Origin of the sequence: Paenibacillus daejeonensis DSM 15491, assembly GCF_000378385.1 — a bacterium.
In the GTDB taxonomy this organism is placed as follows: Bacteria; Bacillota; Bacilli; order Paenibacillales; family Paenibacillaceae; genus Paenibacillus_D; species Paenibacillus_D daejeonensis.
The window spans coordinates 277,944-292,783 of sequence record NZ_KB899666.1 but is presented as its reverse complement, the minus strand read 5'-3'; the positions used below and the strand labels follow the sequence as shown (position 1 = coordinate 292,783).

Annotated in this window: 12 protein-coding genes; all 12 read left to right on the top strand. The window is 55.5% G+C overall.

Features of this window, described 5'->3' with window-relative positions:
• Positions 1 to 83: 83 nt before the first annotated feature.
• Positions 84 to 455: a GntR family transcriptional regulator gene (locus tag F556_RS0121655; RefSeq protein ID WP_020619098.1), complete on the top strand. Its 372-nt coding sequence runs from the start codon at positions 84 to 86 to the stop codon at positions 453 to 455.
• Positions 452 to 1,327, top strand: a complete 876-nt coding sequence (locus F556_RS0121650; protein WP_020619097.1) for an ABC transporter ATP-binding protein — start codon at positions 452 to 454, stop codon at positions 1,325 to 1,327. The genes F556_RS0121655 and F556_RS0121650 overlap by 4 nt, the downstream gene beginning before the upstream one ends.
• Positions 1,324 to 2,040 carry a hypothetical protein gene (locus F556_RS0121645; protein WP_020619096.1) on the top strand — a complete coding sequence of 239 codons (717 nt, stop codon included), beginning with the start codon at positions 1,324 to 1,326 and terminating at the stop codon, positions 2,038 to 2,040. The genes F556_RS0121650 and F556_RS0121645 overlap by 4 nt, the downstream gene beginning before the upstream one ends.
• A gap of 177 nt (positions 2,041 to 2,217) precedes the next feature.
• Entirely contained in the window at positions 2,218 to 2,403 is a 186-nt protein-coding gene (locus F556_RS0121640) for a tautomerase family protein (protein WP_020619095.1), read from the top strand.
• A 2-nt stretch (positions 2,404 to 2,405) separates the two neighbouring features.
• On the top strand, positions 2,406 to 3,368 hold the full coding sequence (locus tag F556_RS0121635) for an ABC transporter permease (protein WP_020619094.1): 963 nt from the start codon (positions 2,406 to 2,408) through the stop codon (positions 3,366 to 3,368).
• 231 nt (positions 3,369 to 3,599) lie between these two features.
• A complete protein-coding gene (locus F556_RS0121630) occupies positions 3,600 to 4,475 on the top strand; it encodes a carbohydrate ABC transporter permease (protein ID WP_020619093.1) in 876 nt (291 codons plus the stop codon).
• Between the two features lie 68 nt (positions 4,476 to 4,543).
• Positions 4,544 to 6,124, top strand: a complete 1,581-nt coding sequence (locus F556_RS0121625) for an extracellular solute-binding protein (protein WP_020619092.1) — start codon at positions 4,544 to 4,546, stop codon at positions 6,122 to 6,124.
• A 111-nt stretch (positions 6,125 to 6,235) separates the two neighbouring features.
• Positions 6,236 to 7,279 carry a response regulator transcription factor gene (locus F556_RS0121620; RefSeq protein WP_020619091.1) on the top strand — a complete coding sequence of 348 codons (1,044 nt, stop codon included), beginning with the start codon at positions 6,236 to 6,238 and terminating at the stop codon, positions 7,277 to 7,279.
• Positions 7,276 to 9,108, top strand: coding sequence for a cache domain-containing sensor histidine kinase (locus F556_RS0121615; RefSeq protein ID WP_020619090.1), 1,833 nt, complete (start codon positions 7,276 to 7,278; stop codon positions 9,106 to 9,108). The genes F556_RS0121620 and F556_RS0121615 overlap by 4 nt, the downstream gene beginning before the upstream one ends.
• Positions 9,109 to 9,110: 2 nt before the next feature.
• Positions 9,111 to 9,878, top strand: coding sequence for an SDR family NAD(P)-dependent oxidoreductase (locus F556_RS0121610; RefSeq protein ID WP_020619089.1), 768 nt, complete (start codon positions 9,111 to 9,113; stop codon positions 9,876 to 9,878).
• Positions 9,875 to 12,160, top strand: coding sequence for a heparinase II/III domain-containing protein (locus tag F556_RS0121605; RefSeq protein ID WP_020619088.1), 2,286 nt, complete (start codon positions 9,875 to 9,877; stop codon positions 12,158 to 12,160). The genes F556_RS0121610 and F556_RS0121605 overlap by 4 nt, the downstream gene beginning before the upstream one ends.
• Complete coding sequence (locus F556_RS0121600; protein ID WP_020619087.1) at positions 12,157 to 14,535, top strand: DUF4962 domain-containing protein; 2,379 nt, start codon at positions 12,157 to 12,159, stop codon at positions 14,533 to 14,535. Before F556_RS0121605 ends, F556_RS0121600 begins: the two co-directional genes overlap by 4 nt.
• The last annotated feature ends 305 nt before the right edge of the window (positions 14,536 to 14,840 follow it).

Sequence of the window (14,840 nt, the reverse complement as noted above, 5' to 3'; positions counted from 1 at the left end):
TGTTGTACAGTTGGTTATACGAGTAACCAACCATACATCCTATCATGAACATCAAGAACAGGATTCAGAGGAGGGGAAGCCGTTTGAGGGCAATGTTGGACGAAGACCAGCCCATATTTCAACAGATTGCTCAGATGATAATAGACGATATTGTGGACGGCCAGTTAAAAGAAGGCGAGCGCGTACCGTCTGAGAATGAGTTGTCGCGATTCTATAATATCAACCGTGCTACTGCGCGCAAGGGGCTCCAAGCCTTGGTGGATCAGGACATTATCTACAAGCAGCGGGGAATCGGCATGTTTGTACAGGAAGGAGCGAGAAGCCAGGTGCTGAAGGAAAAACAGGGTCATTACAGGGAAGCATACATCCGTCCGTTGCTGGAAGAAGCCAAGCGAATTGGGATGCCCGTTGATCAGGTCATTCAATGGATTATGGAGGAGGAGAAGAAACTATGATTTCAGTCGAGAACCTCACATTTGGTTATGATGAGCATCCGGTGTTGAAAGGCATCTCATTTACTGAGCAAGAACCCGTCATCACGGGTCTCTGGGGACGTAACGGGGCAGGAAAGACGACCCTTATGAAGCTAATGGCCGGACATATGAAGCCAGGCGGGGGAAGCATCAGGATCAACGGGCACGAGCCCTATAATAATCCCGAAGCGCAAAAGCACCTTTGTTACATGATGGAGGATCATATCTTCAGTTCCATCTGGACGGTTCGGGATGCGCTGCGCTTCTACAAGTATTTTAATCCGAATTGGAACCAAGGCATGGCTGATCAGCTCATTGAGACGTTCAAATTACCGATGAGCAAAAACTCGAGTAAGCTGTCTACCGGAATGAAAACCGCTTTGCAGCTTGTAATCGGCCTGGCCAGTCAGGCGGATATTACGATCTTGGATGAGCCAACCAACGGGCTCGATGCAGGAATGCGCAAGAAGTTTTATGAACTGCTGCTGGATAGCTACGATGAATATCCTCGCCTGATTCTCGTGTCGACCCATCATATTGAGGAAATCCAGCCGTTGCTGGAATCCCTCGTGGTGGTCCATGAGGGCAAGCTGATGATGAATGAGTCGATGGAACAGGTACGTGAACGAGGCTTTTGGTTGTCGGGTGAGCGAGCTCAAGTGGATCAACTGACGGAGGGACAGCGGATCCTGGATGAAGATGCCATCGGAACGTCAAAAAAAGTGATGATCGACGCCTCATTATCCGATGCGTGGAGAAAACGGGCCCAGGCCGCTGGTGTATCGCTGGAGAAAGCTCAGCTCCAGGACTATTTACTACAAATGACCGATAAGGTAAAGGAGGCTTCCTTATGAATGCCGCACAAGGCACGGCCCGTTTGATTTATGAAGATGCAAGGTGGTTTTTGGTTAAGCTGCTTTTCCTGTACATCACTTTGCCGTTAACCGCAGCCTGGGTGATCATCGGCATTTTCTTTGAACAGGCCGGCTCGGAAAGTTTTCTGATCGGTCCGGCATACTTCTTCTTCATTCCCTATTATGGTGCGGCTGGTTTTAAAAGCCTGCTGCCGATCGCAGTCGGACTCGGGAGCACAAGAACCCAATTGCTTAAGATGTTTTATCTCGTCGGTACATCTTTAGTCTTGGTGTATATGCTATTTTTAAATTTGTGCCAATGGCTGCTTGCATATCTGCATCAGGAGGGGATCAGTTCCGCCAGCATTTTGCATCCGGGGCAATTCTATTCCAGTGAACATCAATTCCTGCCCTACTTATGGATTGATCTCATGATTGGCATGTTGCTGTTCGGTTCGATGTTTTTCCTCTATTGCATCACGTACCGTTTGGGTATGAAACGTACGCTCATCGGTATTTCGATTCTGGGCATGGTGACGATGCTCCTGGTGTACTCAGGCGCCTTGGGTGTGCCTACAGAATGGCTGTCGCTGATGAATATGAATGCGATGACGGGATTCACGCTTGCAGGAGCGGTCGGCTTGATGGCGCTGCTGGCCACATATCCGATCATGCGCAATGCATCCTTACTGCCCAAAACGAGTATCGACTAACCTCCGTCTGCAACACCCTTGCCGAATTCCGGCAAGGGTGTTTTGCTTGGTGCCGCCCATCCTCCACCTAAAAAAAACACAACTGCACGCAAAGGCACTCCATTGTTGGTCTCCTCCAAAGAGAATAGGATAGAGCTACAGCTGTAACCTACTGACTCAAAGGAGGCGGAAAGCCACATGCCAAAAATTAAAATTGAAATGTATGAAGGCCGGACCAACGAGCAAAAGGAAGAGATCGTCGAGGTGTTCACCCGCGAGCTGTCCCGCATTATCGACAGGGAGCCGGAGTATATCCATATTAGCTTTGACGAGAAACCGCTGGATGAGAATGCGCCGAGCAACCTGCGCGCCAAGGGGGGATAAGCATGGAAGCAACGACGGCCGCCCAAACTACCCTGACGAAGAAGGAGCAGCCCCGGGACAAACGGCGTGTGCTGCGCTTCATGTGGAAGTACAAAGCACTCTATCTCCTGTCACTGCCGGGCATCCTCTACTTTCTAATCTTCAAATACATCCCGCTGATGGGCTCCGTCATTGCGTTCCAGAATTACAATCTGTTTGCCGGATTCAGCGGCAGCCCGTGGGTGGGCCTGGAGCATTTCACACGGATGTTCAGTCACTACGACTTTCTCAACATTCTGAAGAATACGTTGCTGCTGGGCATCTATGATATTACCTTTGCCTTCACGGCCCCGATCATTCTTGCCTTATTGCTCAATGAAGTGCGAATGGTCCTGTATAAGAAGGTCGTACAGACCGTAATCTATGCACCACATTTTCTTTCATGGGTAATTGTAAGCGGTATCTTCATCGGTGTGTTATCTCCATCTTCCGGTGTTGCCAACACGATGCTTGGTTGGTTCGGTCTCGGACCTATTTACTTCCTCGGAGAAGATTCCTACATCCGCTCGGTGCTGGTCGGATCAGGACTGTGGCGGGACGTCGGCTGGGGAACAATCATCTATCTGGCAGCTCTCGCGAGTATTAACCCTGACTTGTACGAGGCAGCCGAGATGGACGGTGCCGGACGGTGGCGTCAGATGCTGAGCATCACGCTGCCGGCGCTGCTGCCGGTCATTACGATCCTATTCCTGCTGAAGATGGGCGATTTCCTGGATTACGGCTTCGAGCGTGTCTTTGTCTTCCAGAACCCGCTCAATATCCGCAACAGCGAAATTCTGGACACGTACATCTACAAGGCGGGGCTGACGCAGATGCAGTACAGCTACGCGACAGCGATCGGGCTCTTCAAATCCGTCGTAGGGCTGTTCCTGCTCGCCATTGCTAACACGCTCAGCAAGAAAGCCACCGGCGAGTCGCTGTATTAGAGGTGATGTGTTTCGGCCTACGAGTACGGATCGTTCTTACGATCGCTGTTGTCCACAGATTTCGAATTGGTTAACCCTTTAGCAGAAGAAATCCGTGGACAAAGGCGAACGCTAAACGCTTTCTGTAGGAAAGCGACTTCGGAAGCCTATACTCTGATTCTACAGAATCGATTCCGTCCTCTCCGGCACGTATCACCACACCTCTAGTTTTTAAAGGAAGGAGAAAGTCCTATGGTAAGGCGCGAGAGCTTGAGCCGTAAGCTGTTTCTAGGATTTAATTATACGTTTCTAACGTTGCTGTCATTGACCATGTTTCTGCCGTTTTTGAATGTAATTGCCCAGTCATTGAGCAGTGCAGGCGCGATTGACCGGGGCGAGGTGTTGTTCTGGCCGGTAGAGATCACGACCCAGTATTACAAGTATGTTTTCGAGGACGTCTCGATCTGGCGGGCCTTTGGCATCTCGGTCTACATTACCGTGCTGGGCACAGCTATCAACCTGGCCGCTACGGCGACACTGGCGTATCCGCTATCCAGACAGGAGTATGTCGGCCGGCGGCTGGTGCTGATGGTGATCCTGCTGACGATGATCTTTAGCGCACCGCTGATTCCCCAGTTTATTCTGATGCGGGAGATCGGTCTGGTCAATACGCTGTGGGCGCTCATGATTCCAACGGCGATCAGCGCCTTCAATTTGTTCGTCCTGCGCTCGTTTTTTGCCCAGCTGCCGACCGAGCTGATCGACTCTTCACGGATCGATGGATGCGGGGAGCTGCGAACGTTATGGAGCATCGTATTGCCGCTGTCGAAGCCGGCACTGGCGACAGTGGGAATATTTTACTCGGTGACGAACTGGAACAAGTACATGGATGCGTTGTACTATATAAATGACCGCGCCAAATATCCGCTTCAGGTCAAGCTGCGTGAGCTGCTCATTACTGACGACCTGAGTGACACGGGAAATCTGGCGTTCGAGATTACCTCCCAGTCTGTGCAAGGTGTACAGATGGCGGTCATTCTCGTGGCGACGATCCCGATTATTATGATCTATCCATTCCTGCAGCGTTTCTTCATTAAGGGCATGCTGATTGGATCGATTAAATCATAATCCATTAAATCGATAAGACGATAGCTTCACAATTGTAAGCGCTATTATCCATAGAAAAGAGGGGTACTATGCCAAAGCAAGCCATGCGTATGCTCATGCTGATTCTCGTCCTCGCCATCGTGGCGGGATGCTCAGGCAACAATCAACCGTCTCCAGGTACAGGCACTGCGGAAGGCAGCGGCGAGACGCCGCAGGTACAGGGACCGACCAAATTCTCCATATCGATGCGGACGCTCAATGTTGCCTATGTCGAGAAGCATCCGGATATTAACAAGGATCCTTATGTGCAGGCTCTGGAAGAGATGACGAACACGGATCTGGATATCCGTCTCATTCCGCACAATGAGTATCAGGACAAAATGGTGCAGATGTTCGCGACCAACGACATCCCCGATGTGGTGCAGGGCAGCGGCGGCATCAGCGGTCCCGAGCTCGCAGGCGCAGTAGAGAACGGCGTCTTCCTGCCACTCAACGATCTGCTGGAGGAGCACGGCAAGGATCTCCTCGCCTTCATTCCTGAAGAAGCGTGGGCACGCATGACGGATTCGAAGACGGGCAATATCTACGGCATTCCAGAGATTCTGTCCAATCCATCGCGGCGGGCGACCTGGATCCGTACCGACCTGCTGGAGCAGGTAGGCAAGGACATCCCGACAACCGTCGAGGAGACGCTGGAGGTGCTGCGGGCCTTCAAGGAAGCAGGGGTGGAGCAGCCGTTTGCCGGACGCCAGAACTTCAAGTATGCCGATACGTTCTTCGGCGCGTACGATGTGCTGGGTTATCTCAACCAGTTTAAACTGTTCCCGGACGGACAGGTGAAGCCGAACTTTTTTGACGTCGACAATATGAAGGCTGCGATCGGCATCTACAAAACGATGCATGATGAAGGGCTGATCAGCCGGGAGTTCGCCACCATCGAGAGCACCGACTTCCGCAGCATCGTCACCAGCGGCAAAGCAGGCATGTGGTCGATGAATGCCAACGAGCTGCCAATCTGGGGCGCACAGCTGATGGAAAATGTACCGGACGCCCGTGTGGCGCTCATTCCATCCCCGACCGGACCTGACGGCGGTGGCGGGTATGCCCATTATAATCCGGTCACCCGCTCCTTCTATATCAATAAGAAGGCCGAAGACAAGGCGGCGGAGATTGTGCAATTCTTCAACTGGATGGTAAGCGATGAGGCAGAGCTGTTCTTCAGCTACGGTCTGGAGGGCGAGGACTATACCATGGTGAACGGTGAGCCATCCTTCGAGGTGCCAACCGACACGGCGGGAACAGACAAAATGCGTTACCTGAACTACTGGCTGTGGCTGGTGCAGGATACCACCTACAACAAAATGGTGTCGTCGCTCACCGAGACCGGGCAGCAGATGATTGACGCGTTCGACAACATGCTGGCCCATGAGGGTCGCAAAGGCATTGAGTTCGATCCGAGGCTCGAAGCACTCATTCGTTACCCTGATCTCAATCCGAAGTCGGATGAGATGCCGCCACTCATTCTGGAGCATGTGCTGCGGATGGTGTATGGGCGGGAGGAAATCGACAATTACGAAGCGGTGCTGGACGAATATCTGTCCAAGGGCGGCAAGGAAATTATTGAAGAGGCAACTGCCAGATACAATAATCAAGAGAACGCTTTCGAATAAGATTGTCGTAGCAAGGGACTTCCATTACTATAGGTGATAACTAAGCTTCCTGCCAGGTAGCGGTACGGAAACCGGTATCGGGCAGGGTGCCACGGGAAGGAGAGGCTGCAGATGGTCCGAGTGCTGATAGTGGATGATGAGCCGATGATTCGACAAGGACTGAGTAAGCTGATCCGACAGGCAGATGCCGCGATTACGGAGACGGCAACCGCCGTCGATGGTGCGGATGCGCTGGAGAAGATGAGGGAGCAGTGCCCCGACTTCCTGTTCACCGATATAAGGATGCCCCGCATGGACGGTCTGGAGCTATGCCGCAGGGTGAGTGAGACGTACAAGGATGTGCAGATCGTCGTGGTATCGGGTTATGGCGATTTTGAATATGCACGGCAATGTATGGGCTGGGGTGTGAAGCAATATTTGCTCAAGCCCGTGACCAGGTCTGCGGTATACGAAACGGTAGGCAAACTGTTGGAAAAGCTGCGCGAAAAACAGCCGGGTGGCTATATTCCGCTGTCCACCTCCGGGCACTGGCTGGAGACGCTGGATCAGGCGATATGGCTCCTGCAAGAGGAACAGATCGAACAGACGCTGGACGATCTGGAGCACTATTGCCGTGAGCAGCGAATGAGTGTGCGGCAGCTGCGGGAGTTCGTCGCCCAGCTGCAGGACGGCCTGCTCCAGGCACTCAACCGGCGGGATGTGTATCCATTGGAGAGCGCTCCTTCGCAGACGGACGCCCTGATCGATGAGCAGGCCTGCTACACCTGGCTGCGCCAAGAGACTGGCCGCCTGACAGGGCTGATCCGCGGCAAGCGCAAGGGCAATCCGAAGGAGCCGATTGAGGAGGCGAAGCGGTACATCGAGCAGCATTTGTCCCGCGAGTTGTCGCTGGAGGAGGTGGCGGAGCGGCTCGGCTTGAACGCTTCCTATCTGAGCCAGCTGTTCCGGCAGGTGGCCGGAGAGACCTTTGTCCAATATCGCACGAAGCGTCGGATCGAGCTGGCCAAGCGTCTGCTTGCCCAGCCGCATGTCAAAATTACGGATATCTCGCATGAAGTGGGCTATGCCGACCATCCCCATTTCACCAAAACGTTCAAGCGGAGTACGGGGTATACGCCCGCCGAATACCGTGGCCTGCTGGGGATTCAGGGATGAGAAGAAGTCTGGCGCGTCAGCTCTTCATCTCCTTCCTCATCGTCATTGTGTTCTCGTTGTCCATGGTCGGCATCTTCTCGTATCTGGAATCGTCGCGCGCCATCGACGAGCAGGTGGAGAAATACATGGCGCAAGTCATCAACAACGCGGCGATGCAGACGGATAATCAGCTCATGACCTTCGAGCGGGTCAGCAATTCGATTCTGTCCCAACAGATTGTAAAGCGCTTCCTGGATATGGACCCGACGGACAGCTATGAGTTTTATAATTTCTCGAACCAGATTCGCAAGGATGTTTTTCAGCGTGTGTTCATCACGTATCCGACCCAGATTCATATGATCTACATTCTGGGGGATCACGGCCGGTCGATCTTCGATCACAACCAGAGCTTCTCGGCGATCTCCGTTGATCCGTCAGCACGTCTGCAGGAGCTTAATGCCAAGACGCCGGATACGGGCGAGATCGCGATTCTTAACACAAGTCTGCTCCCCCGCGACAGGGACGAGGTCATTACAGTCGCCCGCAAAATTCGCGGCTACGCCTCCTACGACGTCAAAGGCGTGCTCGCCATAGAGTTCAACAAGCAGCAGTTGACGGATCTGTGGAGCCAGCTTGATCTGGGCGAGAATGGCTATTTCTTCATCCTGGATCGCTTCGGAGAGGTTATCTTCGGGCCGGAGAACGGGCTGCTAGAGCCGCTGCTGGAGACCGGTGTGCGGGAGCAGATCCTGCGCGGAGAGAACCGGTTGATCCAGCCTGTAGACGGGGACCGCAAAATGGTGGTGTCCCGCACCTCGGACTACTCGGGGTGGAGTCTGGCCGTGTCGATGCCGCTCTCGGAGCTGCGGGCGCCAATCTCCAGCATTCGCTCCACCACGCTCGTCGTCGGTCTGGTCACGCTCGTCATCGGCTCTATCATTGCCATCCGGTTCGGACGCTCCATCGTGCAGCCGATCCGGCATCTGAAGGACGGCATGCGGGAGACGGAGAAGGGCAATTGGACGCATATTGAAGGACCGGCACGCCAGGATGAGATCGGCGGGCTGGTGCACAGCTACAACCTGATGGTAGGACGGCTCTCCGAGATGATCGAGCGGGTGTACGACGCTGAGCTGACCAATCAGAAAACCCAGCTGCGGCTGCAGGGTATCGAGCTGGAGCGGCAGCGTGCCGAGTTCCAGGCGCTACAGCTGCAGATTAATCCGCATTTCCTGTACAACACACTGGAGACGATCAACTGCTATGCCATTGTCCAGGACTCCGACGATATTTCGGAGATGGTCGAGGCGATGGCGTTCATGCTGCGTTACTCCATCCAGACCAATCTGGAGGAGATTACAATCGCCAATGAGCTGAATCATGTGCGCAATTATCTGATTATCTTCAAGCACCGCATTCAGCGCGATTTCGAGGCGGAGGTGCTGGTGCCGCCAGCGCTGCTATTGAAGAAAATGGTGCGTCTAACCTTGCAGCCACTAGTGGAAAACGTGTTTCACCATGCCTATCCAGACGGCATTCAGCCGCATCATTATATAAGGATTGATGCCCGGGAGGAAGGCGGACGGCTGCTGATCTCGGTCTCCGACAACGGCATCGGTATGAGCGAGGAGCGACTGGCGCTGCTGCGCAGCCGACTGAGTCAGAACCGTCTGCCAGGCAGCGATGAGGATGAAGGCGTCCGCTCTAGCCGGGGCGGGATCGGCGTAATGAATGTACACCGTCGTATCCAGATGGTGTTCGGCAACGAATACGGCATCCAGATCGAAAGCCAGCTGCATCAGGGCACGACGGTCACAATGGTGATGCCGCAAGAAGAGAGGAGCAATTGATTATGGCTATTGATCTTAAAGGAAACATTGCATTGGTGACTGGGGCAAGCGGCGGTATCGGACGCGCAGTGGCGCGGATGCTGGCTGCCAGCGGGGCCCAGGTTGCGGTTAATTATTTGAACAACCAGGAGGGCGCCGAGGCCACGGTGGCCGACATTGCCGCAGATGGCGGGACGGCCAAGGCTTTTCAGGCGGATGTGACAGATATCGGACAGATCGAAAGCTTGGTGCAGGCGGTGGAGGACACCTGGGGAGCACCAGTCAGCTTATTGGTGAATAATGCCGGTCATCTGGTCGAACGGCTGGCTAACGAAGAAATGAGTGAGTCGCTGTATACTCGCGTGCTCGACGTGAATTTGAAGAGCACTGTGTTCGTCAGCAAGGCTGTAATCCCAGGGATGAAGGCAGCTGGCGGCGGACGGATCGTCAACCTCACCTCCGTAGCTGCGCACAACGGCGGCGGTCCCGGCGCATCCATCTATGCAGCCAGCAAGGCTGCAGTGATTGCCTACACGAAGGGACTGGCCAAGGAGCTGGCGGGCAGCGGCATTCTGGTCAATGCGCTGTCGCCTGGCTTCATCGGCCAGACAGCTTTTCATGCCACCTTCACCCCGGATGCTGCCCGTAAGGCGACTGTCGCCGGTATTCCGCTGGGACGGGAAGGGACGCCGGAGGATGTGGCAGGCGCCGCCCTCTATCTGTGCTCCGATCTGTCTTCCTATGTGACGGGGGAGACGATCGAGATCAACGGCGGCATGTTCATGCGATGAATATTCAGGAGAAGCTGGCGGAGCTGGACTGGTGCGGGGCGGAGCTGAAGGTGCTGCAGGAGGAATTGGACCAGGTGATGAGGAAGGGCAGCTCTGTCTCTACAGCAGCGGATCATGCCAATTCCCAGGCTACAGAGGATGTCGGGGAGCATGCCGTGCCGCACCCACAGATTCCGACGGAGCCGGGCGGCTGGTGGCATCAGTATGTATGCCCGGAGCATCATACGGAGCTGTTGTTCGACCCGCTGGAGGAGGATGCACACAGCTATCGCTGCCCTTACGGGTGTGAGCTGGCGGGAGACGCCTATCGCGGCGCCTGGCTGGTATACCGGCATCAGGCTTGGGCGCGTTACGCGCTGCAGGCTGCGGTTGTCCATGCCGGGACGGGAGAGATGGTCTATGCGGAGCTGGGACGGCAGATTATCGTTCGCTATGCCCGCCTGTTCCCGCATTATCCTGTCCATCCTGATGCCCAGCCGTGGATGCTGAAGGGGCGGGCCTTCCATCAGGCGTTGACCGAAGCCATCTGGGCGACCACGCTGCTAAGGGCCTATGTGCTGCTGAGGGATGAGGGCGTATCCTTTGAAGAAGACCGGGAAGCGCTGGATATTTTCCTGGATCTGCTGAAGAGTAGTTTGCGGGAGTACCACGGCATCCTCGTGCACAAGCGCGGAGAGCCGGAGAACAATTATACGGCTTGGCTTATTGCGGCACTAGCCTCCATTTATGCAGTCCGGGGCGAGCGTGATGAGCTTGTGGATCTGATTACGGCGGAGGGAGGCTTCCAGCATCATCTGGACCTGGCAATCCGCAGCGATGGGCTCGAGTTCGAGGGCAGCGTGTACTACCATGTGTTCGTGCTGCGAGCATACTTCATCACGGCTGAGATGGCGGAGCGCTGCGGTCTGCTGCTGTGGGATGCAGCGGGCGAGGACGGTCAAACGTTGCAAGGGATGTGTGATGTGCTGGTCTCGCTGGCGGATGGCAACGGGAGACTCGCGGCACTGCATGATGGTCCGTATGATCGCGTGCCGTATGCCCGGGAGATTGCGGAGGTGCTCGAGATCGGTCTGGCCCGGTACGGCAACAAGGCGTATGAACCCCTGCTGGCCGAGGCGTATCGTCAGCTGTCAGGTGAATCCCAGCGCAGCGGGTTGGAGGCGGTGCTGTATGGGAGCGGCGGCCGGGAGCTGAAGACGGTGCTGCCTTGTCCGGTGAGCGGCCTCCTGCCGGAGAGCGGCTGGGCGATGCTGTCTCATCCGGGCAATCCGTTATCTGCTCTGGTGGATTACGGTCCGCACGGCGGCTCGCACGGTCACTTCGACAAGCTGAATCTGATGCTGGGTCACCGGGCAGCTCCGGTTGCGCCTGATCGCGGGACGGTGCCGTACGGCTCGCCGCTCAAGAAAGGCTGGTATCCGCACACGGCCTGCCACAACACGGTGACCATTGGCGGACGTTCCCAGTCCGCGGCAGCAGGGGCTTGCCGGAAGCTGGAGATCACGCAGGAGTCTGCGTATGCCTGGCTGGAAACAACCGAAGCGTATTCCGGTTCACGGCTGGCGCGGCACGTGATGGTGACAGCGGATTGGGTGCTTGATTGGTTCGAGGTGGAGCTGGAGACAGAGGCTGAGATCGATTGGTGGTTTCATTATATCGGCGAAGCTGTAGAGGTAGTGGAAGAAACGCATTCTGGCGGGACAATGAATCCATTGATCGAGTGGCAGCCACACGAAGGAACGCTGGGGACGGAGGATGGATATGCCTACATCCGGCCGACTAAATCGCTGCTTAGTGACGGCACGCCGCTCAAGCTGCGAATCGAAGCGTCGAGAGAAGCTGAAGACGTAGTCTCCAGAGAAGCTGAAGAGGTGACGCGGAGTGCAGCAGGAGAGGTAACACAGGCCGGCACGGTAGAAGGTACGGCTGATGGTACCGTGAATCCTGATCTGGAGGCAGGTCGGGCGAATGCTGATAAGGAGGCAGGTCTCGTAGATGCTGCGAGAATGGAGCCAGTCTTCTTGCAAGGGCTGCCTACTGCAGGTACCGAGATTATACGCGTGCAATCTCCCGGCCTGACAACCGATCCGAGCCGCGAGATGGAGGGCATTCTCATGCGGTGCCGGGGTACCACAGCGCGCTTCGTGGCGGTATACAGTGCAAGTAAGGCATGTCCACATGTGCAGTTAGATGAAGCGGGACGAATCGGAATTAAGCAAGCTGGCAAACTCCGTACGTACCAGATGACGCAGGATGGACTAATGGAGGAGGGGGCGCTATGAAGGCTCTATTCGAACCGCAGAGCGGAAGCTTGACCATTCAGTACGCGCCGGATGAGGATACGAGGTTATTTGAAAATCCTCCCCGTTTCACCTGGATTCCAGCGGTACCAGAGCGGGCCGATTATGTGCTGCAGATTTCGGCATCGCCGGATTTTGCAGATGATCGGACCGAGACTATCGGGCCGCTCCCCTACAATCTGTATGTGCCTGATCACGCCTATGAGCCGGGGAGCTATTATTGGCGCTATGCTCTGGCAGCTGCGGAGAGTGAAGCGTCATGGCATGAGAACGAAGCCCCCCTGACCACAGAACGCCAGCCAGACAAGGGACATCCCACGCAGCCACACCGGGATTCGGAATGGAGCCAGACCCGCTGCTTCAACGTACCAGCTGACTTGCCTCAGACGCCTTTGCCTGCTAGAGAGATCCGATATGCTGCCACCAGCGCAGCACATCCCCGGTTATGGCTGAGCGCGGATGGTCTGGCTGAATTCCGGGAGAGGCTGGCTACTGATCCCGGCTATGCAGGCTGGAAACGGTTCTATGAGGGCTCTGTACTGCCCTGGCTGTCGCGTGAGCTGGTTGCCGAGCCTGCGCCGTACCCGGGCCATCGCCGTGTAGCAGCGTTATGGCGGCAGATGTACATGGACTGCCAAGAGGTTCTCTACGCCATCCGCCACTTGAGTGTGGCCGGGCGAATACTGAACGACCAGCAGCTGTTGGCTACGGCGAAGCGATGGCTCCTGCATGCGGCGGCGTGGGACCCGGAGGGGACAACTTCGCGGGATTACAATGACGAAGCGGCCTTTCGCATCGCTGGCGCACTCGCCTGGGGCTACGATTGGCTTCATGACGAGCTGACGGGGACGGAGCGGCAGGAGGTGCGCGGCACTCTGCTTCGCCGCACGGAGCAGGTTGCTTATCACGTGATGGAACGCTCACGCATTCATCAGGTGCCTTTTGACAGTCATGCGGTACGCTCTCTGTCTTCGGTGCTGGTGCCTTGTTGTCTGTCCCTCTTGCACGAAGAACCGCAGGCCCGCGAGTGGCTGGACTATGCGGTGGATTACTTCGCCTGCATCTACACGCCGTGGGGTGGCGCTGATGGCGGCTGGGCAGAAGGCCCGATGTACTGGACGACGGGAATGGCCTATGTCATCGATGCGCTGAATCTGCTGCACCAATACACAGGAATTGCGTTGTTTGAGCGGCCGTTCTTCCGCAAGACAGGAGATTTTCCACTCTACTGCAATCCGCCGGGGACGGTCCGCGCCAGCTTCGGTGATCAATCGACGCTCGGTGAGCCAGCTAGTCTGAAGACGGGCTTCAATATGCGCCAGTTTGCTGGCTGGACGGGCGATGGGCGTTACCAATGGTATTATGAGCAGATTGCAAGCACGGATACTGATCCGGACAGCAAATTCTACAACTATGGCTGGTGGGATTTTCGCTTCGATGAGCTGCTCTACCGACATAGCTATCCGGAATCGTCTGCTATTGTCCCGGTCGATGGTGTGGTCGAGCCTGTAAAGTGGTTCCGTGATATCGGCTGGGTCGCCATGCACCGCCGGATGGATGAACCAGGGGAACATGTTATGCTGATGACGAAGAGCAGCCCCTACGGCTCCATCAGTCATAGTCATGGGGACCAGAACGGTTTCTTGCTGCATGCTTATGGCGAACCGCTAGCAATTGAGAGCGGTCATTATGTGGCCTTTGGCAGCACAATGCATCGGGAATGGCGCCGTCAGACCTGCTCGACCAACAATCTGCTCATCGACGGACAAGGCCAATATGCGGGTACGAACAAGGCGCTCTGCATGGCTGCGGCTGGGCAGGTGATCGAAGCGGGTATGCGCGGGGCAAATGGGTACTGCCGGAGTGATGCGACAGCGGCCTATCAGGAGCAGGTGCCGTACTTGAAACGATATATGCGTGAAATCTATTTTGTCCGGCAGTCTTACTTTGTGATTATCGATTCAGTGGATCTGGATCAGCCGGGCCGCGTGGACTGGCTGTTGCAGACGCTGCGACCGCTGGAGCTGTCGGGGCAGACATTCCGCCTCCAGGGGGAGCGGGCGGAGCTGGATGGACGATTTGTGTATTGCTCATCAGGCGAGTTGGCACTATCTCAGCATGAAGGCTTCCAAGGGGTAGCTCCCGAGGAGCTGGACGGACTGGACCGCCATTGGCATTTGCGAGCGGTGACATCGCAGCGGAGATCGCATCGTATAGCGACGCTGCTCGTGCCGATGAAGCGTGACCAGAAGCGGTATGTATCTTATTTTATGGACGATCAGGATCACGGCGTGCATCTCTACTTTACGGATGAGTTGGGTGTCACCGAGCATATCGAAGTGCCGAAAGTGTACTAACAGGAAACCAAAACCCCGGACTGTCGTTTGACGGTCCGGGGTTTGGTTGGTCTATATGTAATCCATGTTGTAACGGCCACCAGAGCTGCTTAGCGCGCCAAAATAGATGATTTCAAAATGTAACGGCCATGAGCGCAGTTATTCAAGTCTTTTCGTCTGACTGGGGCCCATTTTTGCACAAATAACTGCGCTGGTGGCCGTTAGCTTGAAAAGTGTTCATTTAACGCAATAATAACTGCTGTGGTGGCCGTTAGCGTAAGGCCAAGTTGGCCGGACAGCTCCCAGTACGTGGAGTCCCCCTGCTA

What these genes read in the sequence shown, in the direction of transcription:
- F556_RS0121650 (WP_020619097.1), top strand. Translation starts at nt 452, where the DNA reads ATGATTTCAGTCGAGAACCTCACATTTGGTTATGATGAGCATCCGGTG.
- F556_RS0121645 (WP_020619096.1), top strand. Translation starts at nt 1,324, where the DNA reads ATGAATGCCGCACAAGGCACGGCCCGTTTGATTTATGAAGATGCAAGG.
- F556_RS0121640 (WP_020619095.1), top strand. Translation starts at nt 2,218, where the DNA reads ATGCCAAAAATTAAAATTGAAATGTATGAAGGCCGGACCAACGAGCAA.
- F556_RS0121635 (WP_020619094.1), top strand. Translation starts at nt 2,406, where the DNA reads ATGGAAGCAACGACGGCCGCCCAAACTACCCTGACGAAGAAGGAGCAG.
- F556_RS0121630 (WP_020619093.1), top strand. Translation starts at nt 3,600, where the DNA reads ATGGTAAGGCGCGAGAGCTTGAGCCGTAAGCTGTTTCTAGGATTTAAT.
- F556_RS0121625 (WP_020619092.1), top strand. Translation starts at nt 4,544, where the DNA reads ATGCCAAAGCAAGCCATGCGTATGCTCATGCTGATTCTCGTCCTCGCC.
- F556_RS0121620 (WP_020619091.1), top strand. Translation starts at nt 6,236, where the DNA reads ATGGTCCGAGTGCTGATAGTGGATGATGAGCCGATGATTCGACAAGGA.
- F556_RS0121615 (WP_020619090.1), top strand. Translation starts at nt 7,276, where the DNA reads ATGAGAAGAAGTCTGGCGCGTCAGCTCTTCATCTCCTTCCTCATCGTC.
- F556_RS0121610 (WP_020619089.1), top strand. Translation starts at nt 9,111, where the DNA reads ATGGCTATTGATCTTAAAGGAAACATTGCATTGGTGACTGGGGCAAGC.
- F556_RS0121605 (WP_020619088.1), top strand. Translation starts at nt 9,875, where the DNA reads ATGAATATTCAGGAGAAGCTGGCGGAGCTGGACTGGTGCGGGGCGGAG.
- F556_RS0121600 (WP_020619087.1), top strand. Translation starts at nt 12,157, where the DNA reads ATGAAGGCTCTATTCGAACCGCAGAGCGGAAGCTTGACCATTCAGTAC.